Origin of the sequence: Streptomyces sp. NBC_01268 (assembly GCF_036240795.1) — a bacterium.
Classification (GTDB): domain Bacteria; phylum Actinomycetota; class Actinomycetes; order Streptomycetales; family Streptomycetaceae; genus Streptomyces.
On the sequence record NZ_CP108454.1, the window covers coordinates 4,682,308 to 4,704,347 of the forward strand.

Genomic DNA, 22,040 nt, shown 5'->3' on the forward strand with positions numbered 1-22,040 from the left:
ATCCCCGAGGGGAGCGTCCCGTGTCCGACCCCGTCACCGTGCTCGACGACCTGAACGCCGAGAGCGAGGAAGTCGACTCCCTCGTCAGGGAGTTGAGTGCGAAGCAGTGGGCCGCGCCCACTCCGGCGGCCGGCTGGACGGTCGCCCACCAGATCGCCCACCTCGCCTGGACCGACCGGGCCGCGCTGCTCGCCGCCACCGACCCCGAGGCCTTCGCCGCCGAGGCCGCCGAGGCCCTCGCCTCGCCCGGCACCTTCGTCGACGAGGGCGCCGAGAAGGGCGCCGCCCTGCCGCCCGCCGAGCTCCTCGCCGGCTGGCGGGACGGCCGTGAACGGCTCCTCCGGGTCCTGCGCGAGGCCCCGCCCGGCGCCCGCTTCCCCTGGTACGGGCCGCCCATGAGCGCCCTCTCGCTCGCCACCGCCCGGCTCATGGAGACCTGGGCGCACGGCCAGGACGTCGCCGACGCGCTCGGCGTCGTCCGCGCGCCCACGGCGCGGCTGCGGCACGTGGCCTGGATCGGGCTGCGCGCCCGCGACTACGCCTACCTGGTCCGGGGCCTCACCCCGCCCGCCGAGCCCTTTCGCCTCGAACTCATCTCCCCTGAGGGGGAGTTGTGGGCGTACGGCCCCGAGGGTGCGACCCAGATCGTCCGGGGCCCCGCCCTCGACTTCTGCCTGCTCGTCACGCAGCGGGTCCACCACGCCGACACGGCCCTCGTTCCGCTCGGAGCGGAGGCGGCGCACTGGCTCACGATCGCCCAGGCCTTCGCGGGCCCGGCCGGCCAGGGCCGTCCGCCGAAGGGCGGCCCGGAGGAGGGGGCGTCGTGAGCCGGATCCTGCGCATCGGCAACGCCTCCGGCTTCTACGGAGACCGCTTCGACGCCGTCCGCGAGATGCTCACGGGGGCAGGGGCAGGGGCAGGGGCAGGGGCGGACGGCGCCCCGGGCGCCGTCCCCGGGTCCGGTACGGACGCCCGTGCCGGCTCCGGCGGGCTCGACGTCCTCACCGGCGACTACCTCGCCGAGCTGACCATGCTCATCCTCGGCCGCGACCTCCTCAAGGACCCCTCCACCGGCTACGCCAAGACCTTCCTGCGCCAGATGGAGGAGGGCCTCGGGCTGGCCCACGAGCGCGGGGTGCGGATCGTCGCCAACGCGGGCGGGCTCAACCCGGCCGGGCTCGCCGACGCCCTGCGCGCGCTGGCCGGACGGCTCGGGATCCCGGTCCGCGTCGCCCACGTCGAGGGCGACCGGCTGCCCGCGCGGGACGGTGTCCTCGCCGCCAACGCCTACCTCGGCGGGGCCGGGATCGCCGCCTGCCTCGACGCGGGCGCCGATGTCGTCGTCACCGGCCGGGTCACCGACGCCGCCCTGGTCACCGGGCCCGCGCAGTGGTTCTTCGGCTGGGGCCCCGAGGAGTACGACCGGCTCGCGGGCGCCGTCGTCGCCGGGCACGTCCTGGAGTGCGGCACCCAGGCCACCGGCGGCAACTACGCCTTCTTCACCGGCCACGACCCGAAGCTGCTGCGCCGCCCCGGCTTCCCGCTCGCCGAACTGCACGAGGACGGCAGTGCGGTCGTCACCAAGCACCCCGGCACCGGCGGCGTCGTCGACACCGGGACCGTCACCGCGCAGCTCCTGTACGAGACGGGCGGCGCGCGCTACGCGGGCCCCGACGTCACCGCGCGGCTCGACACCGTACGGCTCACCCAGGAGGGTCCGGACCGGGTCCGGATCGACGGGGTGCGGGGCGAGGCGCCGCCCCCCACGCTCAAGGCCGGGCTCTGCCGGCTCGGCGGCTTCCGCAACGAGGTCGTCTTCGTGCTGACCGGGCTCGACATCGAGGCCAAGGCGGAGCTGGTCCGCGACCAGATCGAGGACGCCCTCGCGCGGGGGCCCAAGCCGGCGCCCGCGCAGGTCCGTTGGGAACTGGCCCGGACCGACCGCGCGGACGCCGGCACCGAGGAGACCGCGAGCGCCCTGCTCCGGCTGGTGGTCCGCGACCCGGACCCCGAGGCCGTCGGCCGGACCCTGTCGGGGGCGGCGATCGAGCTGGCCCTCGCGAGCTACCCCGGCTTCCACGTCACCGCCCCGCCCGGGAAGGGCGCGCCCTACGGGGTGTTCGAGACCGCGTACGTCCCCGTCGGGGAGGTCCCGCACACGGCGGTGCTGCCCGACGGGAGCCGGGTCGCCGTGCCCGTACCGCCGCAGAGCCGGGTCCTCGCGCCCGTACCGCCGCCGCCGCTGCCCGAGCCGCTGCCGACGGGGCCCACGCGCCGGGCACCGCTCGGGCTGGTCGCCGGGGCCCGCAGCGGCGACAAGGGCGGGGACGCGAACGTCGGCGTGTGGGTCCGGGACGACCGGGCCTGGCGCTGGCTCGCGCACGCCCTCACCGTCGACCTCTTCCGGCAGCTGCTTCCGGAGACGGAGGAACTGGCGGTCGAGCGGCATCTCCTGCCCGGGCTCCGGGCCGTCAACTTCACCGTGACCGGGCTGCTCGGCGAGGGAGTCGCCTCGCAGGCCCGGTTCGACCCGCAGGCCAAGGGGCTCGGCGAATGGCTCCGCTCCCGGCACGTGGACCTACCGGAGGAACTGCTGTGACCGTCCTCGCCTCCGCCCTCGACACCGGCGGACCCGACTACGCGCTGCACCGCTCGGCCATGCTGGAGAAGCTGGCCGCGCTCGACGCCGAACACGCCAAGGCGTGCGCGGGCGGCGGCGAGAAGTACGTCGAACGGCACCGCAAGCGCGGCAAGCTGCTCGCCCGCGAGCGGATCGAACTGCTCGTCGACCCGGACACCCCCTTCCTGGAGCTGTCCGCGCTCGCCGCCTGGGGCAGCGACTACCCGCTGGGTGCCTCGCTCGTCACCGGCATCGGGGTGATCGAGGGCGTCGAGTGCCTGATCACCGCCAACGACCCGACCGTGCGCGGCGGCGCCTCCAACCCCTGGACGCTCAAGAAGGCGCTGCGGGCCAACGAGATCGCGTTCGCCAACCGGCTGCCGGTCGTCTCGCTCGTCGAGTCCGGCGGCGCGGACCTCCCCTCCCAGAAGGAGATCTTCATCCCGGGCGGGGCGCTCTTCCGCGACCTCACCCGGCTGTCCGCCGCCGGCATCCCCACCGTCGCGGTCGTGTTCGGCAACTCGACGGCCGGCGGGGCGTACGTCCCCGGGATGTCCGACCACACCGTGATGATCAAGGAGCGGTCGAAGGTCTTCCTCGGCGGGCCGCCGCTGGTGAAGATGGCGACGGGCGAGGAGAGCGACGACGAGTCGCTCGGCGGGGCCGAGATGCACGCCCGGGTCTCCGGGCTCGCCGACCACTACGCCGTCGACGAGGCCGACGCCCTGCGCCAGGCCCGCCGGATCGTCGCCCGCCTCAACCACCGCAAGGCGCACCCGGACCCGCTCCCGGCGGCGCCCCCGAAGTACGCCGAGGACGAGCTCCTCGGCATCGTCCCCGGTGACCTGAAGACCCCCTTCGACCCGCGCGAGGTGATCGCCCGGATCGTCGACGGCTCGGAGTTCGACGAGTTCAAGCCGCTGTACGGGCCGAGCCTGGTGACGGGCTGGGCCGAGCTGCACGGCTACCCGGTCGGCGTCCTCGCCAACGCACAGGGCGTGCTGTTCAGCGCCGAGTCGCAGAAGGCGGCGCAGTTCATCCAGCTCGCCAACCAGCGCGACATCCCGCTCCTGTTCCTGCACAACACCACCGGCTACATGGTCGGCAAGGAGTACGAGCAGGGCGGCATCATCAAGCACGGCGCCATGATGATCAACGCGGTGTCCAACTCGAAGGTCCCGCACCTCTCCGTCCTCATGGGTGCGTCGTACGGCGCCGGGCACTACGGCATGTGCGGCCGGGCCTACGACCCGCGCTTCCTCTTCGCCTGGCCGAGCGCCAAGTCGGCCGTCATGGGCCCGCAGCAGCTCGCGGGCGTCCTCTCCATCGTGGCGCGCGCCTCGGCGGCGGCGAAGGGGCAGCCGTACGACGACGAGCAGGACGCCGGGATGCGGGCCTTCGTCGAGGCGCAGATCGAGGCGGAGTCCCTGCCGATGTTCCTCTCCGGGCGGCTGTACGACGACGGGGTCATCGACCCGCGGGACACCCGCACGGTCCTCGGACTCTGCCTCTCCGCCATCCACAACGCACCGGTCGAGGGCGCGCGCGGCGGCTTCGGCGTCTTCCGAATGTGAGGCCTCTCGTGATGACGACTGTTCTGGTGGCGAACCGGGGCGAGATCGCCTGCCGGGTCTTCCGCACCTGCCGCGAGCTGGGCATCGCGACCGTCGCGGTGTACTCCGACGCGGACGCCGGCGCCCTGCACGTACGCGAGGCCGACGCGGCCGTGCGGCTGCCGGGGGCGACGCCCGCGGAGACGTACCTGCGCGCGGACCTCGTGGTGAAGGCGGCGCTCGCGGCGGGCGCGGACGCCGTCCACCCCGGGTACGGATTCCTCTCCGAGAACAAGGAGTTCGCGGAGGCGGTGATCGAGGCCGGGCTGGTGTGGATCGGCCCGCCGCCCGCCGCGATCGAGGCGATGGCCTCCAAGACCCGCGCCAAGGAGCTCCTCGGCATCCCGCCGCTCGCGGCCGCCGACGTCACCGAGGCCGAGCTGCCCGTCCTGGTGAAGGCCGCGGCCGGCGGCGGCGGACGCGGCATGCGCGTCGTCCGCGAACTGGACGCCCTGGCGGACGCGTTGGCGGCGGCGTCGGCCGAGGCGCTGAGCGCCTTCGGGGACGGCGAGGTGTTCGTCGAGCCGTACGTCGAGGACGGCCGGCACGTCGAGGTGCAGATCCTCGCCGACGCGCACGGCACGGTCTGGACGCTCGGCACCCGCGACTGCTCCCTCCAGCGCCGGCACCAGAAGGTGATCGAGGAGGCCCCCGCGCCCGGACTCCCGGCCGGGCTGCTCGACTCCCTGTACGCCGCCTCCGCCTCCGCCGCGCGGTCCGTCGGCTACGTGGGCGCGGGCACGGTCGAGTTCCTGGTCGCCGACGGCCGCGCGCACTTCCTGGAGATGAACACCCGCCTCCAGGTCGAGCACCCGGTCACCGAGGAGATCCACGGCCTCGACCTGGTCGCCCTCCAGCTGGCGGTGGCCGAGGGGACCCCGCTCCCGCCCGAGCCGCCCGCGCCCCGGGGCCACGCCATCGAGGCCCGCCTCTACGCGGAGGACCCGGCGGGCGGCTGGACCCCGCAGACGGGCGTGCTGCACGCGCTGGAGTTCGAGGAGCCGGCAACGCCCGGGACGCCCGGCGCCTCCCCGGGCCGGACCCCGGCCCGTACCCGGGTCCGCGTCGACACCGGGTACGTCTCCGGCGACACCGTCGGCGTCCACTACGACGCCATGCTCGCCAAGGTCGTCGTCCACGCCGCCACCCGCGCCGAGGCCGCCCGCAAGCTGGCCGACGTCCTGGAACGGGCCCGCGTGCACGGCCCCGCCACCAACCGGGACCTGCTCGTCGCCTCGCTCCGGCACCCCGACTTCGCCGACCCGGCCCGCCTGGGCACCGGCTTCTACGAACGGCACCTGGCCGCCCTGACCCAGCCTCCCGCCGGGGAGGAGCAGGCCGCCGTGGCGGCCGCGCTCGCGGCGGCGGCGCGCGGCCGGAGCCGCTTCGGCGGCGGCTGGCGCAACGTGCGCTCGCAGGACGAGTCCCGCACCTACGAGGGGCACGGCACCCACGAGGTCCGCTACCGCCCGTCCCGTACCGGCGCCTACGAGGTGACGTCCCCGCCGGGGATCCGCGCGGTGGCCATCGCGCCCGACCGGGTGAGCCTCGAAGTCGACGGCGTCGTGCGCCACTTCGGCGTCACCCGGCACGGCGGCACGGACTTCGTCGGCCGCCACCGCCTCACCGCCGCGCCCCGCTTCCCCGACCCGCGCGAGCAGACCGCGCCCGGCTCCCTGCTCGCCCCCATGCCGGGCACCGTCGTCCGGGTCGCCGAGGGCCTCGCCGTCGGCGACCCGGTCGAGGCCGGGCAGCCCCTGCTCTGGCTGGAGGCCATGAAGATGGAACACCGGGTCGTCGCGCCCGCCTCCGGCACGCTCACCGCCCTGCACGCCGTCCCCGGCCGCCAGGTCGAGGTCGGCGCCCTGCTCGCCGTCGTGCACCCCCTCGATCACCCCCTCGATCGCCCCCTCGACCAGTCCCTCGACGCACCGACCGAAGCCCAGGAGGACCAGACCGCATGAGCAGCATCATCGAGTCCCCGGAGCACACCGCGCTCCGCGCCGCCGTCTCCGCCCTCGGCCACCGGCACGGCCCCGGTTTCGACCGGGCGAGCCTGTGGGCCGAGGCCGGCAAGCTGGGCTACCTGGGCGTCAACCTGCCCGAGGAGTACGGCGGCGGTGGCGGCGGCATGGCCGAGCTGTCCATCGTCCTGGAGGAGGCGGGCGCGGCCGGCGCGCCGCTCCTCATGATGGTGGTCTCGCCCGCCATCTGCGGCACGGTCATCGCCCGCTTCGGCACCGAGGAGCAGAAGCGCGCCTGGCTGCCCGGCCTGGCCGACGGCAGCCGCACGATGGCCTTCGGCATCACCGAGCCCGACGCCGGCTCCAACTCCCACCGCATCACCACCACCGCCACCCGCACCGAGGACGGCTGGGTCCTCAACGGGCGCAAGGTCTTCGTCTCCGGGGTCGACATCGCCGACGCCACCCTGATCGTCGGCCGCACCTCGGACGCCCGCACGGGCACCCTCAAGGCCTGCCTGTTCATCGTCCCGCGCGACACCCCCGGGTTCGAGCGGCGGCAGATCGAGATGGAACTGGCCGCCGACGAGAAGCAGTTCGAGCTCGTCCTGGACGACGTGCACCTGCCCGCCGACGCGCTCGTCGGCGACGAGGACGCGGGTCTGCTCCAGCTCTTCGCCGGACTGAACCCCGAGCGGATCATGACGGCCGCGTTCGCCATCGGCATGGGCCGCTTCGCGCTCGCGCAGGCGGTGAAGTACGCCAAGGAGCGGCAGGTGTGGAAGGCGCCGATCGGCTCCCACCAGGCCATCGCCCACCCCCTCGCGCAGGCCCACATCGAGCTGGAGCTCGCCCGCCTGATGATGCGCAAGGCGGCCGCGCTGTACGACGCGGGCGACGACATGGGCGCGGGGGAGGCCGCGAACATGGCCAAGTACGCCGCCGCCGAGGCCTGCGTGCGGGCCGTCGACCAGTCCGTCCACACCCTGGGCGGCAACGGCCTCACCAAGGAGTTCGGTCTCGCCCGGCTGATCACGGCCGCCCGGGTGGCCCGGATCGCCCCGGTCAGCCGCGAGATGATCCTCAACTTCGTTTCCCACCAGTCCCTGGGTCTCCCCAAGTCGTACTGATCCGCGCCATCCTGGCCGTTCCCCGGCACCGTCCACCCACCGATCAGGGGGCCCGTACGCATGGTGTTCCACAGCGAGTTCGCGGATGTTCCGGCCGTCTCCCTCCCCATCCACGACGCCGTCCTCGGGCGGGCCGCCGAGTTCGGTGACCTGCCCGCACTGGTGGACGGAGCGGGGGAGCTGACGCTCACGTACGGCCAGATCGACGCCTTCCACCGGCGGGTGGCCGCGGGTCTCGCGGAGGCGGGCGTGCGCAAGGGGGACGTGCTCGCCCTGCACAGCCCCAACACCGTGCTGTTCCCGGTCGCCTTCTACGCCGCCACGCGCGCCGGGGCGGCCGTGACCACCGTGCACCCGCTGGCCACGCCGGAGGAGTTCGCCAAGCAGCTGGGCGACTCCTCCGCGCGGTGGATCGTCACCGTCTCCCCGCTGCTCGCGACGGCCCGGGCGGCGGCCGCACTCGCGGGCGGCGTCGAGGAGATCTTCGTCTGCGACACCGCCGAGGACTGCCGTTCGCTCCAGTCGTTCCTCGGCTCGGCCGCGCCCGAACCGGCCCTCGACGTCGACCCGGCCGCGGACCTCGCCGCCCTCCCGTACTCCTCCGGCACCACCGGCGTCCCCAAGGGCGTGATGCTCACCCACGCCTCCATCGCGACCAACCTCGCCCAGCTCGAACCGCTGATGCCGATGGGGCCGGGGGACCGGATCCTGGCGGTCCTCCCGTTCTTCCACGACAGTCGATCTAAAGGGGAGCGATACGGACTGGTGGCTTGACCTGCGGAAACGAGACGGCCCCGCGCCCCATCCAGGGACGCGGGGCCGTTCTGCGCCTGTTCAGCCGGCGAGGCCGGCCGCGTACGCGGCGAACGCGGACCACGCGGCCGGAGCCATGGCGAGGGTCCCCGCGCCGTGGTCCTTCGTGTCCCGGACCAGGACGGCCGGGACGTTGGTGGCAACCTCGATGCACGCGTCGTTGGTGTTGCCGCTGTACGTGCTCTTGTGCCAGTTCGGGACGGTCTCTGTCATTGATGTTCCTTCACGATCGCACGCATCATTTCGAGGGATGCCCGCACGCTCAAAGCCTCCTGTTGGAGCAGATCATAGACCCGCTGGAATTGGAGAACTTCGGCCTTTTCCTCGGTGTATGAACCGGTGCTGAACCCCTCGGTATACGCGCCCCTCCCCTTCGGCAGGGTGAGGAGAGAGAACGATCCGGCGACAGGCACGCTCCCTATCGGGAGGATCTGAATGTTCACATTCGGGCGCTCGCTCATGGTGAGCAGGTGCTCTATCTGCTCGCTCATGGCACGCCGGCCGCCGACCTCGCGCCGCAGACAAGCCTCATCCAGGACGATCATCATCCACGGAGGGTCGTCGCGGTCGAGCACCGCTTGTCGCTCCATTCGGCCCCGCACGTACTCCGTGATCTGTGCCCGGTCCCCCGCGAGGCCCGCCTCCATTGCGGCGCGGGCGTAGTCGGCAGTCTGGAGCAGGCCCGGAACGACGATCGAGAACTCGTGGATCGCCGTCGCCTCGACCAGGCGTCGGACGTAGGGCTTGGCGTAATCCCGTACGGCCTGCTGGCTGAGGATCCGTACGAGGTTGACGAGCGTGCCGGGCGGGAGCTTGAGCTTCAGTTCGAGCTTCTCCGCGAGGTCCCGGTCGGGTGGCTCCTCGCCGCGTTCGATCTCGGAAATCCGGCTCCCACTGCTGAACACCAAACCGGCTAGGTACGCCTGCGTCCAATCGTGTTCGGGGTCAGCCTTCCCAAGGGCGAGCCGCTGCTCGCGCACGATGTTGCCGAGGTACTGCTCGATGCTGTCCCCGGGGTCTAAGTCCTTTGGTCCTGGCATATGCCCCGTTCCTCACCTCACCTGGCGGAACCCAACTGCTAGTAAGCGTAGGGCTACTGCGGCCAAGCTGGAGCCATTCCGGAGCACGCCCCGCAAGGAGGAGAGCAGCCGATGAGCACGCCTACGCCCACGACCGCGCCACGCACCGCGCCGCCGGCCGCGCCGCAGATTCGCCCCGTGAGCGCCACCGAGGCCGGCGCCGTCTTCCAGGACCTCAAGTCGGCGATGGAGGGTGCTGGCTTTCCCACGCAGGGGCTCTACCGCGAGGGGCGCCAGACCCAACACGGCCCGATGCACGTCTACGGTCTGGGCGAGGTGAGCCTCGCCGGGGCCAAGCGCATGACGGCGATCCTGCGGGCCGCCCGGCGGCAGCCGTGAGATACCGCGTGGACGACGTCGTCACGGACGGGACTCGGGCCCTCGCGGGCCAGGTGCGGGCCGTGAACGGCGACCTCCTCACCCTCGCTCGACCCGGAGGCACGGAGTGGACGGCGAACGCGACCGACTGTTGGGCAGCGAGCCCCGAGGAGCGCAGGTCCCTGCGCCCGAGCGACGCGATCACCCTGATCGGGGAACACCTGCCTCCCGTTCAGCCGCCCTCGCACTCTTCCTGACCTTCGTCGCCATCGGCGCCGGCGCCGCCGCACTGGCACTCCGCGCCACCTAACCGCCTCGCCCCGGACCGGAGCTCCCGGGGCGAGGTCCCCCACCCGGCCCCGGGCTGCTCGTTCCCAGCCCGGGGCCGGCCCCAGCCCCGCCGTTCCGACGTGCTCCGCGCCGTCGGGACGGCGGCTCCACCCCTACCCCAGTAGCTCAGTCAGGCAGAGCCCGACGGCGGAGTACCCAACGATCTCCCGTCGCCCCGTCGTCGACGACCCCGGTTCGATTCCGGGCATGGGGACTCGGCCCCCCCGGATTCGGGGATGGCCGTTCCGAGCACCACCCAACCGAAGGAGTGACCATGTCGGGCAAGCACGGCGGCGGTTCGGGCAGCGGATCCGGCGGCAGCCAGCAGGACGACAGCAACAGCGGAAGCCAGCACGGAGGGGGCGGCTCGGAGACGAGCGGCGGGAACTCCTCCGACGGCAGCGGCCCCGCGAAGTAGAGGGACCAGCAGGTGACCACACGCGTAGAGGCGGCGGGCCCGGAGGGGCTCGCCGCCGCGCTCGTCGAATCGGGCGCACTGCAAACGGACTGGCTTTCCACGTACCGCGCCGTCCCCCGTGCCATGTTCGTTCCGGCTCGGGTCTGGCCCGGTATCCCCGAGGGCACGGAACAACGCGCACTCGTCGACCGGAACGCGGACCCTCGGGCGTGGCTTGCGGCCGTGTACTCGAACGTCCCGCTCACCACCCAGTGGGACAAGGGCGAGCACCAGGGCGACGAGCAGGGGACCACCCCGACGAGCAGCAACTCGCTACCGTCCATGGTGTTCACGATGCTCTCCGACCTCGACGTCGAGGACGGACACCGGGTCTTGGAGATCGGCACCGGGACCGGATGGAACGGGGCCCTCCTCTCGCACCGGCTTGGGGCTGAGAACGTCGTCAGCATCGAGTACGACCCGGTCATTGCCGAGCAGGCCCGAGAGAATCTCGCCGAGTTTGGGCCGCCGACGCCGCTCGTCGTGACCGGCGACGGACGGGAAGGGTTCGCCGACCGCGCCCCGTACGACCGGGTGATCGCCACCGCGTCGGTCGGCGATGTTCCGATCGCGTGGATCGAGCAGACGGTTACCGGCGGCGTGATCCTCGCCCCATGGGGGCCGCTGTACGGCGGCGAGGCCATCGTGCGGCTCACCGTCGGCGACGACGGGCACGCCCGGGGCCGTTTCACCCGCTCGTCGGCGTTCATGAGGATTCGGCAGCAGCGGCCGGAGCTTCCCGAGCCGGGCGTTTTCTTTCGGGGCCGGACGTGGCCGGCCGACGGGCGGATCAGCACGACCACGCTGTCGCCTACGGCCGTCGGCGGGTGGCTGGCTCAGTTCGTCATCGGGTTGCAGGTCCCGGGGGCGTTCTGGCGGACGGAACGGTACGACGACGGGGCGTACACCCTGTGGACGTACGACATCGCCGGGGACTCGTGGGCGTCCGCCGACTATGTGCCGGAGGCGAGCAGTTTCGACGTCGTGCAGGAAGGGCCCCGGCGTCTGTGGGACGAGGTCGAGGCCGCCTACCGGTGGTGGAACGGCAGGAGCCGGCCGGGGTTCGAGCGGTTCGGGTTGACGGTCGGGCCGCGCTCCACGGTGGCGTGGCTCGATGACGAGTCGTGCCCGGTGCCGGGGGCCGAGTGGCTCCGGTGACGGCCCGGACATGACGAAAGCGGCCCCACCCCCGGAGAGGGGGCGGGGCCGCTTCGGCGTCCCCGCTGCGGCGGGGGCTACTTCGTGGCGAGCTGCCAGAGGGAGAGGGCGACGCCGAGGACGGCGACGAGCGCGGCGAGGGAGGCGAGAGGCCAGCGGGCGCGTTCGAGGGCGTCGAGGCGTGCCTCGTGGTCGGCGAGCTGCCGGTCGGTCTGGTCGCCGCGCTGGACGAGCAGCGCGAGGGAGCCGTCGACCCGGGCGAATCCCGTCTCCATCGTTCCCCGGAGCTTTTCCAGCTCGACGGCGACGGCGGCAGGGTCGGACGGCGTGGGGATGGTCACTGGCCGCCCCCGTTGTCGTCGATGAGGCCGAGGCCGAAGCGGTCGAGGAGGGCCTCGACGGCGGGCAGCGCCATGACGCGCGCGAGGCCGCCGGCGACGGCGAGGGCGCCGGCGACGTACGGGAGCGAGGCAGGGATGCCGGACGCGGCGACGATGCCGGGGGCGGCGATCGCGAGGGCGGCGGCGGTCTGGAGCACGGTGCGGATGCTGCGCTTGGTGGCGGCGGACATGCGGGGTTCCTCCTGTGGGGGGATGTCAGATTGACGAGTCGAGTTACGCGGCGACGAGAAAGCCGTGCCGGGCCGCGAGGCGGACGAGCGTGGCGCGGCCGGGGATGCCGTCGGCGTCGGCACCACGGAAGCCCTGGCGCGCCTGCCAACGGGCGTACGCGGTACGGGTGGCGGTACCGAAGTGGCCATCGAGCAGGGAGCGCGCGAGCAGCCCCTCGGCGGCGAGGGCCTCCTCGACGATCCGGGCCCCGGCGTACGTGACGGGGGTGCCCTGCTGTGCGGGGTCGCGGCGGGCGGCGGCGATCAGGCGCGAGAGGCTGACGGTCGGCACCTTGGGCGGGTTCGGCTTGGGCTTGGGCTTGGCCGGCGGGGTGGGCTTGGGGGCCGGGGGCTTGGGCTTGTCGGCGAGGCGGGTCTCGACCCGGTCCCGCATCGAGCCCATGGTGAACCCGACCGGGTCCGGCTTGCCGGGCTGCCACTCGCGGTGGCCGATCACGGAGCGCGGGCCCCAGCCGTGCAGGCGGCAGACGGCGGCCGACGCGCGGGCGATGGCGTCGAGCTGGGCTTCGGGCCACGGGTCGGAGCCGTCGCCGAGGTTTTCGCACTCGAACCCGTAGAAGTGCCGGTTGCCGTCGGTGGTCGCCTCGTCGTCGACCGGGGCCGGCCGCTCGTCGATGACGGCCCGGAGCACGTCCGGGTCGCCAGAGCCGGCGTGGTTGGTGCGCCCGTAGCCGACCAGGTGCACCGTGCCGTCCTTGGCGATGACGCCGTGACACAGCGGACCCGGCAGGGTGCTGTGTCCCTCGCGGCAGATGCGGACCGTGTTCGCGGTGCCCTTGGTGACGGTGTGGTGCACGACGACGCCGTGCACGGGGCCCCACGGGCCCTTGTGGTTCCGGTTGTGGCTCTCCCACCCCGGATAGGTCACGACGGTCAGACCCTCGGCGCGGAGCGCGGCGAGGAAGGCGGACGCGGTCGCGGGTGCGGCCATGGGGTACCTCCGAGAATGCGGAAGGGCCGTCCGGCGCGGTGCGCGGGACGGCCCTTGGTGGGGTGGGATCAGGACTGGAAGCCGTACAGGTACCGGGTCATGGCGTACGCGGTCCCGGTGCCGCTGGACACACGGGCCTGAAGCTCGAACTCGGCGGTCGCGCCGTACGTGTAAGACGGGATGGCGAACGTGGTGAGCAGGGCTTGCCCGGCCGTGCCGGTCGCCACGATGCTGCCGTTCACGAGGAATCGGACCTGCGCGGTGGCGCCGCCGGATGCGGTGAGCTGCGCGTAGACGCGGGCTCGGGGCTGCTGCACGATGCCGGTGGAGCGGCCGACGGTGACGAACGTGGTGGACGTGGTCGACGGCCACTTGAGGGTGTTCTCCTCCAGCGGGACCGGCAGGGGGATGTACGGGCGGGCGATGCCGCCGGCGACGGTGTCCTCGGCGAAGATTTCGGCCCCGTTGGCGTCGACGAGCCGGATGGCCTGGGGGACGGTGGCGGGGTTGGTCGGACCTCGGTAGAGGCTGAACGCGATCGTGCCGTTGTCGCGGCGTACGACGGTGCCGTACTCGTCGGGGTTCTCGTAGATCCGGCCGACGCGGAACATGGTCGCGTTGCCGGAGGGGTGTTGGACGGCGAGGGCGCCGCCCTGCCCGACAACGACGTCGCCGTTCAGGACCTGGTCGAGGGCGGGGCGAATGTGGGCTCGGCCCTCCAGCATCCGTAGGCGGTTCTCCATGGCCCGTACGCGGTCGAGGAGGTCTTGGGGGATGGCTGCCATGTGGGAGGGGCTCCTAGGCGGTGAGGGGCGCCGCTGGGGCGGCCGGTTCGAGGAGTAGTTCGGCGGTCTCGGGACGGCCGCGTTCGCTCGGGGTGGTGGCGAGGCCGATCAGCCGATATCGGGTGTCGAGGCCGTCGGGGAACCAGTCGTCGCGGATGCGGAGTCGGACGGTCGAGCCGAGCAGGCCCGGGGAGATGCCGGAGCCTTCGAGGCGCACGGACACGGTGGGCACCTGTGTGGTGGTCCACGCGCGGGTGAGGTCGGCGCGCGCGTGCGCGTCTAGGGTCGTCTGTCGCTCGACGCTGCTGTAGTCGCTGGTGCCGTCGAGGCGGGGCCACCCGTCCGGGTCTACGGCCCCGTTGATGGACACCGGTGCGGACATCAGCGGGTAGGACGGCGCTGCCTGGTTGCGGTTGGTGGATGCGCCCCGGGAGTGCCAGTGCGTGGCGCGCACGGTGCCGTCCTCGGGCATCCGGTAGTCGATGATCGGGCCCGGCGAGGAGAGGACCAATTCGGTGCGGCTGCTGCGGATCGTCGGGTAACCGAGCTGCAAGGCTTTCACCCGGCGGCCGGACGCGTCGCGGTACGTCTGCACCCGCCACTCGAACCCGTTCTCGACGTTGGCGAGCTGGTCGAGGACGTCGCGCACCACGTACAGGTCGTATCGGGAGTACGCCCGGTCGCGGAGCACCCCGGATGTCTGCGACCAGTCCATCTCGATCCCGATGTCGCCGCCCTTGGTCGACTGGACCCAGTCGACGATCTGGCGGGCGATGTCGAGTTGGTCGACGCCGGTCCCGGTCCATCCATCGGAGAGCAGGCGGTGAGCGAGGTAGGAGTCGAACGTCGCGGCCTGAACGGCGAGGGCCCCCGGCCGGCCCCGGGACGGCGGAGTGATCTCCGTGGTCCACACGATGCCGCCCCACCACACTTCGCCGGCGCGCTCAATCCAGACGGCCGTACGAGCAGGGATGACGGCCTCGCGTGCACGGCGCGCCATGTCCCGGCCGGCCACGGGGATGGAGAACTGGGCGCCGCCGGTCTTGCCGATGTAGTCGTCGCACTTGACGCCCTGCGCGGGCAGGACGTCGAGCACCTGATCGGACCGGAGGTCGCACAGGACGACGCGGTAGAGGCCGCTCACGCAGGACCCTGCCAGATCAGGGAGGCGCGGCTGTAGCTGGACGGAATGCCCGTGAGGGCGGCTCCGCTGAAAATGGTCATCTCGACGTAGTCGCCTGCGGCCAGGACGAGCGGGAGGCCGTCCGCTGTGCCCTGTCCGCCGGACGACGACGGCTGATAGCTCATCTGGATCGCGTTGTTCTCGTCGCCGTTCACCCGTGCCCGGGTGCGGGCCAGGGTGGCGCCGCTCGGCCATGTCTGCTGCGCGTAGAAGATGTACTGTCCGGCGACCGGGGCGACCAGTCGAGACGGCTGAGCGGCCGACCACATGACGGTGTCCGTGCGGGCCGTGGCCTGGGACCACTGGATCGCCGTGTACGTGTTCGCGGACAGGGCATAGGTGCCGGTCTTCGTGACGGAGCAGTAGTGCCGCTCTTCGGTCGGCAGCCACGATGAACCGTTCCATCGCTCGATGCCGCGTCCGCCGTCGCGGTACTGGCCTGGGTAGGCGCCCTGCGCTGTGGGCGCACCGACCAGGATTCCGCCGACGGCGACGGTGCCGGTGCGGCGGTCCGTCATCGTGCCCCAGTCGACACCCCCGGTGCCCGCGCTCGCGCCGGCCGGTACGCGGACGTGGGCGAGGGGGATCGAGGCGGGCGGGACGGTGGGCACGATGGGAGTTCCGGCAGGGGCGCCCTGGATGATCTCGATGGCGCCCTTGGTGTCGGCGCCGCCGTCGACGGCTGCGTCGTAGATCCGGAGCACGACGAGATCGATGCGCGGGTTGGCCGCGTTGCCGTCCCCGAACGTGAGGGTCATGGCAGCGTCGAGGCTGACGGGGTAGGCGCCGGCCGTCTCGCTCGACTGGACCAGGGCGCGCCCGGGCGCCACGGACGCGGTCATGGTGCCGGTGGGGGTGACGGCGAGGCCGGCGAGGAGGGTGGCGCCGCCGGTCGAGCCGGGGATCACCCCGGAGAGGGACGAGAGGCGGCCGGCCGGAGTGAGGGTGCCGAGCGGGGCGAGGCGAGTGTCGGCGCGGGTCTGTCCGCCGGCGCTGTCGCCCCTGTTGGTCAGCCATGCGGGACGTACGGGCATGGGGGAGTCCTTCCTACCAGTGGGCGGAGCGCCATTCGATGGCGCATCGGGCGGCGGCCGAGTACGTCTCGGCGCGGTACGAGAGAGAGGTGGTGCCGGGGGCGAGGGTGAACGCGGCCTCGGGCACGCTGCGGGTCGTCGCGGTGTAGAGGCGGGATCCGGCCCCGTTCAGGGTCACGGTCCCGGCGTGGGTGTCGACGACAAGCTGATCGCCAGCTTCGAGGGTGATGTCGTACTCAAGGGTCCGGCCGTCCTCCTGGGTGAGGCGTGGCATGGTCACGGGGCCGGTAAACGCGATGGTCGGCGAGGTCTCGGCGTCGCCGTCGACGAGGACGTTGACGTTGCCGGACACACCGCCGGCTCCCCAGTGGAGGCCGTCGGTCCATTCGAGGCCGGTCCCCCCGGCCCATTCGAGGCCCGGCTCGGGCGCCGGGAGGCCGGTTTCGACGTGGTGCTCGTCTACGCCGTACCGGCGGGGGTCGGACGCCTCCCACTGGATCGCGGCGCCGAGGATCGTCCCGACCGTGTAGCCGGCGGCGACGGGGACGTTGCGGCGGATGGCGCGCGCGTTGACGAGCAGGGGCCCGCGCTCGTCGAGCCACACGACGAGCGGCACCTCGTCGAGGCGCGGCACCGTGGCGGCGTTCAGCGCGGCGACGGCTCGGCCGATCTCGTCGCGGCGGGCCCGCACCATCAGATCGAGGCCGATGGTGCGGGTCTGAGCGAGCAGCATCCCCGGGTAGGCGCCGTGCCCGTCCGGGCGGAGAGCCGAGGAGGAATCGAGCGAGGGGAGTTCTTCCCACCCGGTCAACGTCTTCCATCGGTATGGGGTGTCGGCGCCGAGCAGGAGGTCGCCGTACTGGATCTGTCCGGGGCGGGTGATCAGGCTCCCGAGGTCAGTGGCTCCCATGATCACCCCCGTCCCTTCGACGCCCATTCGAGCGCCCTGGCGTTGTCGTCCGGGCTGCCGTTCTCGGCGGCGTGCCAGTGCTCAATGTGGAGGCGGGCGCCCGGCGCGGTACCGCCGGCGAGCCCGTACGGCGCGGTGCCTGCGAGGGCGGGCGCGCCCATGCCGCCGAACTGCGGGAGGTCGGGGCTCGGGACGAGGGTCTGCATGGCGCGGGCGACCATGCCCTTGGTGCGGTCGATGCCTCGGACGAGACCCGGGGGGATCCAACGGCCGATCTTGGCCATGACGCGGCTCGGCGAGGCGATGCCGAGGGCCTTCGCGATCGGCCCCGGGACCATGCTCTTGGCGAACGACATGAGCTGACCCTTGAGCCAACTACCCATCTGTTTCACGCCGTTGACGAGACCTCGGACGAGGTCCTTGCCCTTGTCGACGAGCAGGTCGCGGAGACTGCCGAGCCCGTTTGTGATCATGTTCGGTAGGCCGCGAACCCACGCGAGGAGGTCGGACCCCTTCTGGATCACGCCGGCTTTCAGCTGGTCCCAGTGTTTGATCACCCGGCCGACGATCGTCCAGTTCAGGAAGAAGTCGGCGATCTTCCCGGGCAGGGCCTTGACCCATTCCACGGTGGCATTCCACACGCGCTGAGTGCCGGTCTTGATGGCGTCCCAGTGCTTGATGATCGCCCCGAGGATCGTCCACTTCATGAACCAGTCGACGATGGCCCGGCCGAACTCCGTCAGCTTGTTCCAGATCCAGTCCCATGCCTTCTTCGATGCCGCAACGATGTCGTCCCAGTACTTGATGATCAGTACGACGAGACCGACCACGGCGGCGATCAGGAGGCCGATGGGGCCCATGGCGATGAGCCACGCGCCAGCCATCCGGGCTGCCTGGATGAGCGACTGCGTGCCCATGAGGATCCACTGACCGACGACGATGGCCCCGGCCGCGATGGCGCGGGCGCCCATGGCGACCCAACCGCCGATCGTGGCCCATGACGACGCCACCTGTGTTGCGGCCGAGGTCACGGACGCGGTTCCGGTGGTGATCCACCCGGTGACCACTGCGGTGGCCGTGATGCCCTGCTGGATCGCCCACTGAATCAGGGCGGGCAGGATCGCCACCGTGATCACGGTGGCGATGCTCAGGAAGACGCCGGAGTTGTCTGCGATGAACTGGCCGGCGGCGCCGATCGCCCCGCCGATCGCGACGGCCGCGTCGGCTCCGGCCATGAGCGCGGGCACGACGTAGGCGCCGATCACGTCGACGACACCTTGCATGAGCCCGCGCTTGAACGCTTCGAACCTGTGCGCTGCGGTGTCGCGCATCATGTTGCCGGCGGCGTCGGTGGCTCCCTCGACCTTGCCGAGGGCGGACACCGCGTTGGAGGGGTCGAGGCCGAGGATGGCTTTCTGCATGTCCTCGGCCTTGGTGCCGAACAGGCCGATCGCAATCTCGGACTGCTTCGCCGGGTCCTTGACGGCCCTCAGCCGGTCCATGACCTGGTCCAGCGCGGCGCCGGCCTTCGGCCCGCCCTCCTGGAATACCTTCTGCATCTGCTCGCCGTTCAGGCCAAGGGCCTTGAAACTCTCGGCGGTCGACTCGCCCATGCCCTGGGCGAGGAGGGTGAACTCCTTCAACGCGTCGGCGACCGTGTCCGCGTCGCGGGCGCCGCCCTGGAGCCCCTGGGAGAGCAGGCCCATAGCGGTCTCGGCGTCGAGGCCGAGCTGACGGAACTCCGTCGGGTACTCGGCGAACGTGTCCAACAGGTCTTCGGCGACGTCCACGCCGCTCTGTGCGCCGCGCGTGAGGACGTCGAGGGCCTCCTCGGCGGAGTCGGCAAGACCGTTCTTCATCATCGTGCCGACGGCCCGGGTGACCTTGGAGACGTCCTCGCCCATGACGGCGGCGGTGTCGGCGACGCGGCGGCCCAGCGTCGACATCTGCTCTTCGGTCGCCTCGGGCGGGAGCAGGCCGCCCCTGGCGATGCCCTTGATGATCTCGGCGCCTTCCTCGACCGACTCGACGATCGCGCCGGCATACAGGTCGCCAGCGACGTCGCCGTACTTCTTCGCCTCAGGTCCGGTCGCGCCGAGCTGGGCGCCGAGGTTGGCCTCGATCTGCCCTTGCTGCATGGCCTCGGAGATACCGACCATGAGCGCGGCCCCGACGGCCGCGCCGACGGCGGCCCACCCGAACGCGGCGAGGGCGCCGCTTCCCTGCTCGGCTCCCTGGTCGGCGCCGCCCTCGATGCCTTCGGCGAGGGCGTCTCCTGCTTCGGCTCCGGCCTGCTCGGCCTCGGACACGATGCTGTCTCCGGTGCGGGCCATGGCGGCTTCCGTGCGCTGCATTCCGGCGCGTGCCTCGGAGTCGTCGACGCTGATGGTGGCGAGCAGCTCGCCTACAGTCAGTGCCACGCCGGATCACCTCCCATCGGGGGTCATCCGGCGCGGTGCCGGGGGTGCTTGGGTTCAGCCGGCGGGGTTGCCGGTGAGGGCCGCGATTTCGGCCGGATCGGTGACGCGGCGCGGTGTCTTCTGCCATGCGCGGGCGAACCGTGACTCGGGGGAGAGACCGCCGATCAGGACCAGGAAGCGGCGCGTGGACAGGGCGGCGACCCCTTCGGCGGCGAGGCCGTACTCGCGGGCGAGGTCAGCCTCGACGGCCGTCCAGTTGGTCAGGATCGCTTCCCAGAACTCCCGGCCTTCGGCTTCTTCTTGGTCCGCCGGGCCGCCCGGTTCGGGCCCGGAGCTTTTCCCGCAGCCTCCTCCGCGTACAGCTCGGCGGCGCGCTCCATCGAGACCTTGCCCGGGGAGCGGATCGCGGCGGCCGACCAGATCAGGAGGATTCCGAGCTGCTTGTCGGTGAGACCGTGTTCGGCCCACTCGTCGAGGACGTCTCCGCCGTAGAGCGCGGTCAGCATCCGGCGGACGTCGTTGGGGTCCTCGGACGCCTGGAGCCGTTCGGCCTGGAGCGTGAACAGTATGGGGAGGGACTCCGGCAGCGTGTACGTCTGGCCGAACAGGGCGAGGGCCTGGCGCGGCTGCTGCTCGGCCTGCTCGGCGAAGAACGCATCGAAGTCGGCCGTCTTGGGCGCGTGCTCGATGTCGATGTCGGGGTCGGTCACGGGGTCACCACCGCAGAGGTCGGCAGACCGGACCGGCGGAACGTCGCGGACCACGACGTCTTTTCATTGGTTCCGCCGGACTGTTCGCCCGGGGTCATCGTGGCGTCCCAGATCGCCCACGCGGTCTGCGTCTCGTGCCGGTAGCGGATCTGGTTGTGCGAGTCGATGCCGAGACGCGGCGCCCAGTCCTCGTCGATGTACGCCTGCCCGACGTCGCGGGCCTTCGTGGTCTTGTTGATGCGGTACTGACCTTCGAGGGTGATGCTCGCGCCACGCTGCATCACGTCCTCCTCGTACGCGCCGTCGCTCTCGAACGCGGTGGTTTCGGCGACCTCCTCGTTCTCGCCGGGGCTGAGCGACCAGGACGTGAGACCGGCGATCGGGAGCCACGTCTCGGTGCTGGCGTCGGCGTCCTCGACCTCGAAGATCCAGCCGCGCGCGTCGATAGACCTGCTGTTGCCCGCCATGGGCGGACCTCCTTACGGGGTGGGGGTGGGGGCGGCCGTGGCGACGTCGTAGTTGGTGACGTGCTCGTGACGGCCGTTGCTGTCGGCGCCCATGGGCGCGGGGATGCCGCGTGCGGCGATCAGGACGGCCCATGTGCCGTCGGGGAGCTGGGTTCCGGTGAGCCCGTGGAGCGCGGCGTAGATGGCCTGCGCGCGGGCGCGGGAGACGCGGGGGTCGGGGCCGCCTCGGACGCGGACCTGTAGGCGCTGGTCGGTGTCGTCGTCGCGGGCCTGCTGCGGGCCCGCGTCGTACAGGGCGAGGGACACGGCCCGGTCCGGGGCGGGTGGCATCGTCTCGACGAACGTGTCGCCCGTGACGCCGGCGGGGTCGTAGGTGAGCAGCCCCTCGGCGGCGAGGTACCGGGCGATGCCGTCGAGGAGGTCAGCCACGGAGGGCCCGCCTCACCTGGGCGGCGATGATCTCGTTGATCGGCCCGGCCTGCTCGACGAGCGGGCGTTCGAGGTACTTCGCGGTGCGGCCGGCGTCGTGCCGCAGGTCCATGTCCTCGTGCTGACGGACGGCGTACGGCGTGTCGAAGCTGACGCCGGCGGTGAGCGTGGCCTCGTCGACGGACGCGACCCCGGAGCGTTCGAGGGTCGCCTCCTCGATCGGGACGACGCGGCGGGCCTCGCCGAGGAGGTGTTCGGCGCCGAGACGGAGCCCGAGCAGGGCGCCGGCGCGTTCGGCGGCGAGGATGGCGGCGCCGTTCCATCGGATCCGGGCACGGCTCATTCGCACATCACCTCCAGTGACTCCGGCACCGGTAGGCCCGGCGCGGTGTGATGGGCGGCCGACAGGGCGCGCGTGCGGCGGCCGGACGGCAGGGTGATGCGGGACTCGGCCGGACAGTGGGTGTCCGGCGCGGTGATGACCTGCGCGGTGGAGATGACCTCGCGGCCCTCGCGGTCCCGCACGGTGCGCACCTGTTCGGCGACCATGGCGGGCACGTCTGGGACGGGCGGGCCGTACTGCGGGCCGTACGCGGAGTCGCCGACGTACGGCTCGATCGTGACGCGGTGGCGGAGCAGCCACGGGGGGACGCGGGTCACTGGATCACCCCCGGGAGCAGGCCGGCGCGCGTGAGGTAGCGGTACGCCTGCGGGCCGAGGTCGACGTTTCCGGCGCCGGTCCCGCCGGCGGCCTGCTGCGGGCCGGACATCGACACGGGGCCGATAGCCACGGACGACCAGCGGCCAGCGGCGCCGGTGCCGGTGTCGCCGGTCTCCTCCCGGTAGGCCACCTGCGCACAGGTGGCGTCGGCGAGGGCCTGAACGACGGCCGGGTCGGTCGGCATCCCTGCGACGTCGACGGCGTAAACGGCGGTCAACAGGCCGTCGTCGACGTCCTCGGACGCCCGGGTGAGCAGCCGTTCGGCGTCCGGCGGTGCGGGCTTGCCGGTCCACTCCGTGAGCTGCTCGGGGGTGGCGTAGACGCGGCGAGTCATCGG

24 protein-coding genes, 1 tRNA gene and 1 pseudogene are annotated in these 22,040 nt (G+C 72.4%); 10 read left to right on the top strand and 16 right to left on the bottom strand.

Going from position 1 to position 22,040, the window contains the following annotated elements; translation table 11 throughout:
- Nucleotides 1-20: 20 nt before the first annotated feature.
- The 6 genes and pseudogenes from OG309_RS20890 to OG309_RS20915 all read left to right on the top strand — a co-directional run.
- Nucleotides 21-827, top strand: coding sequence for a TIGR03084 family metal-binding protein (locus OG309_RS20890; protein ID WP_329422945.1), 807 nt, complete (start codon nucleotides 21-23; stop codon nucleotides 825-827).
- The gene (locus OG309_RS20895) at nucleotides 824-2,599 is read left to right on the top strand and encodes an acyclic terpene utilization AtuA family protein (RefSeq protein WP_329422947.1); all 1,776 of its coding nucleotides are present in this window, start codon (nucleotides 824-826) and stop codon (nucleotides 2,597-2,599) included. The genes OG309_RS20890 and OG309_RS20895 overlap by 4 nt, the downstream gene beginning before the upstream one ends.
- On the top strand, nucleotides 2,596-4,194 hold the full coding sequence (locus OG309_RS20900; RefSeq protein WP_329422948.1) for an acyl-CoA carboxylase subunit beta: 1,599 nt from the start codon (nucleotides 2,596-2,598) through the stop codon (nucleotides 4,192-4,194). Before OG309_RS20895 ends, OG309_RS20900 begins: the two co-directional genes overlap by 4 nt.
- Before the next feature lie 8 nt (nucleotides 4,195-4,202).
- Nucleotides 4,203-6,197, top strand: coding sequence for an ATP-binding protein (locus OG309_RS20905; protein ID WP_329422950.1), 1,995 nt, complete (start codon nucleotides 4,203-4,205; stop codon nucleotides 6,195-6,197).
- On the top strand, nucleotides 6,194-7,327 hold the full coding sequence (locus tag OG309_RS20910) for an acyl-CoA dehydrogenase family protein (protein ID WP_329422951.1): 1,134 nt from the start codon (nucleotides 6,194-6,196) through the stop codon (nucleotides 7,325-7,327). Before OG309_RS20905 ends, OG309_RS20910 begins: the two co-directional genes overlap by 4 nt.
- Before the next feature lie 63 nt (nucleotides 7,328-7,390).
- Nucleotides 7,391-8,059, top strand: a pseudogene (locus OG309_RS20915) (AMP-binding protein); the annotation flags it as partial.
- Nucleotides 8,060-8,161: 102 nt separating this feature from the next.
- Here the strand turns inward: OG309_RS20915 and OG309_RS20920 are convergent.
- Nucleotides 8,162-8,353: a DUF397 domain-containing protein gene (locus OG309_RS20920; protein WP_329422953.1), complete on the bottom strand. Its 192-nt coding sequence runs from the start codon at nucleotides 8,351-8,353 to the stop codon at nucleotides 8,162-8,164.
- Nucleotides 8,350-9,180 carry a helix-turn-helix domain-containing protein gene (locus OG309_RS20925; protein WP_329422955.1) on the bottom strand — a complete coding sequence of 277 codons (831 nt, stop codon included), beginning with the start codon at nucleotides 9,178-9,180 and terminating at the stop codon, nucleotides 8,350-8,352. Before OG309_RS20925 ends, OG309_RS20920 begins: the two co-directional genes overlap by 4 nt.
- Nucleotides 9,181-9,357: 177 nt before the next feature.
- Here OG309_RS20925 and OG309_RS20930 point away from each other — a divergent pair, with 177 nt between their 5' ends.
- The 4 genes from OG309_RS20930 (at nucleotide 9,358) to OG309_RS20945 (ending at nucleotide 11,482) form a co-directional block, all read left to right on the top strand.
- Nucleotides 9,358-9,558 carry a hypothetical protein gene (locus OG309_RS20930; RefSeq protein ID WP_329422957.1) on the top strand — a complete coding sequence of 67 codons (201 nt, stop codon included), beginning with the start codon at nucleotides 9,358-9,360 and terminating at the stop codon, nucleotides 9,556-9,558.
- Nucleotides 9,559-9,983: 425 nt separating this feature from the next.
- Nucleotides 9,984-10,081, top strand: a tRNA-OTHER gene (locus OG309_RS20935).
- Nucleotides 10,082-10,141: 60 nt separating this feature from the next.
- Nucleotides 10,142-10,285 carry a hypothetical protein gene (locus tag OG309_RS20940; RefSeq protein WP_329422958.1) on the top strand — a complete coding sequence of 48 codons (144 nt, stop codon included), beginning with the start codon at nucleotides 10,142-10,144 and terminating at the stop codon, nucleotides 10,283-10,285.
- Nucleotides 10,286-10,408: 123 nt separating this feature from the next.
- Nucleotides 10,409-11,482, top strand: a complete 1,074-nt coding sequence (locus OG309_RS20945; protein WP_329428461.1) for a methyltransferase domain-containing protein — start codon at nucleotides 10,409-10,411, stop codon at nucleotides 11,480-11,482.
- 77 nt (nucleotides 11,483-11,559) lie between these two features.
- Here OG309_RS20945 and OG309_RS20950 read toward each other — a convergent pair whose 3' ends face one another.
- The 14 genes from OG309_RS20950 to OG309_RS21015 all read right to left on the bottom strand — a co-directional run bounded on the left by OG309_RS20950 (nucleotide 11,560) and on the right by OG309_RS21015 (nucleotide 22,037).
- Nucleotides 11,560-11,823: a hypothetical protein gene (locus OG309_RS20950; protein WP_329422960.1), complete on the bottom strand. Its 264-nt coding sequence runs from the start codon at nucleotides 11,821-11,823 to the stop codon at nucleotides 11,560-11,562.
- Complete coding sequence (locus OG309_RS20955; protein WP_329422961.1) at nucleotides 11,820-12,053, bottom strand: hypothetical protein; 234 nt, start codon at nucleotides 12,051-12,053, stop codon at nucleotides 11,820-11,822. Before OG309_RS20955 ends, OG309_RS20950 begins: the two co-directional genes overlap by 4 nt.
- Before the next feature lie 43 nt (nucleotides 12,054-12,096).
- Nucleotides 12,097-13,044 (bottom strand): N-acetylmuramoyl-L-alanine amidase, encoded by a 948-nt coding sequence (locus OG309_RS20960; RefSeq protein WP_329422963.1) that lies wholly within the window; start codon nucleotides 13,042-13,044, stop codon nucleotides 12,097-12,099.
- A 68-nt stretch (nucleotides 13,045-13,112) separates the two neighbouring features.
- The gene (locus OG309_RS20965; protein WP_329422965.1) at nucleotides 13,113-13,829 is read right to left on the bottom strand and encodes a hypothetical protein; all 717 of its coding nucleotides are present in this window, start codon (nucleotides 13,827-13,829) and stop codon (nucleotides 13,113-13,115) included.
- A 13-nt stretch (nucleotides 13,830-13,842) separates the two neighbouring features.
- Nucleotides 13,843-14,973 (bottom strand): hypothetical protein, encoded by a 1,131-nt coding sequence (locus OG309_RS20970; RefSeq protein ID WP_329422966.1) that lies wholly within the window; start codon nucleotides 14,971-14,973, stop codon nucleotides 13,843-13,845.
- On the bottom strand, nucleotides 14,970-16,046 hold the full coding sequence (locus OG309_RS20975) for a hypothetical protein (RefSeq protein WP_329422967.1): 1,077 nt from the start codon (nucleotides 16,044-16,046) through the stop codon (nucleotides 14,970-14,972). Before OG309_RS20975 ends, OG309_RS20970 begins: the two co-directional genes overlap by 4 nt.
- 13 nt (nucleotides 16,047-16,059) lie before the next feature.
- On the bottom strand, nucleotides 16,060-16,956 hold the full coding sequence (locus OG309_RS20980) for a phage distal tail protein (protein WP_329422969.1): 897 nt from the start codon (nucleotides 16,954-16,956) through the stop codon (nucleotides 16,060-16,062).
- Between the two features lie 2 nt (nucleotides 16,957-16,958).
- Nucleotides 16,959-19,376, bottom strand: a complete 2,418-nt coding sequence (locus OG309_RS20985; protein WP_329422970.1) for a phage tail tape measure protein — start codon at nucleotides 19,374-19,376, stop codon at nucleotides 16,959-16,961.
- A 260-nt stretch (nucleotides 19,377-19,636) separates the two neighbouring features.
- Entirely contained in the window at nucleotides 19,637-20,086 is a 450-nt protein-coding gene (locus OG309_RS20990) for a hypothetical protein (RefSeq protein ID WP_329422972.1), read from the bottom strand.
- Complete coding sequence (locus OG309_RS20995) at nucleotides 20,083-20,553, bottom strand: phage tail tube protein (RefSeq protein ID WP_329422973.1); 471 nt, start codon at nucleotides 20,551-20,553, stop codon at nucleotides 20,083-20,085. Before OG309_RS20995 ends, OG309_RS20990 begins: the two co-directional genes overlap by 4 nt.
- A 12-nt stretch (nucleotides 20,554-20,565) precedes the next feature.
- Complete coding sequence (locus tag OG309_RS21000) at nucleotides 20,566-20,982, bottom strand: minor capsid protein (RefSeq protein ID WP_329422975.1); 417 nt, start codon at nucleotides 20,980-20,982, stop codon at nucleotides 20,566-20,568.
- Nucleotides 20,975-21,325, bottom strand: coding sequence for a hypothetical protein (locus OG309_RS21005; RefSeq protein WP_329422976.1), 351 nt, complete (start codon nucleotides 21,323-21,325; stop codon nucleotides 20,975-20,977). The genes OG309_RS21000 and OG309_RS21005 overlap by 8 nt, the downstream gene beginning before the upstream one ends.
- Entirely contained in the window at nucleotides 21,322-21,642 is a 321-nt protein-coding gene (locus OG309_RS21010) for a hypothetical protein (protein WP_329422978.1), read from the bottom strand. The genes OG309_RS21005 and OG309_RS21010 overlap by 4 nt, the downstream gene beginning before the upstream one ends.
- Nucleotides 21,639-22,037: a hypothetical protein gene (locus OG309_RS21015; protein WP_329422980.1), complete on the bottom strand. Its 399-nt coding sequence runs from the start codon at nucleotides 22,035-22,037 to the stop codon at nucleotides 21,639-21,641. The genes OG309_RS21010 and OG309_RS21015 overlap by 4 nt, the downstream gene beginning before the upstream one ends.
- Between the last annotated feature and the right edge of the window lie 3 nt (nucleotides 22,038-22,040).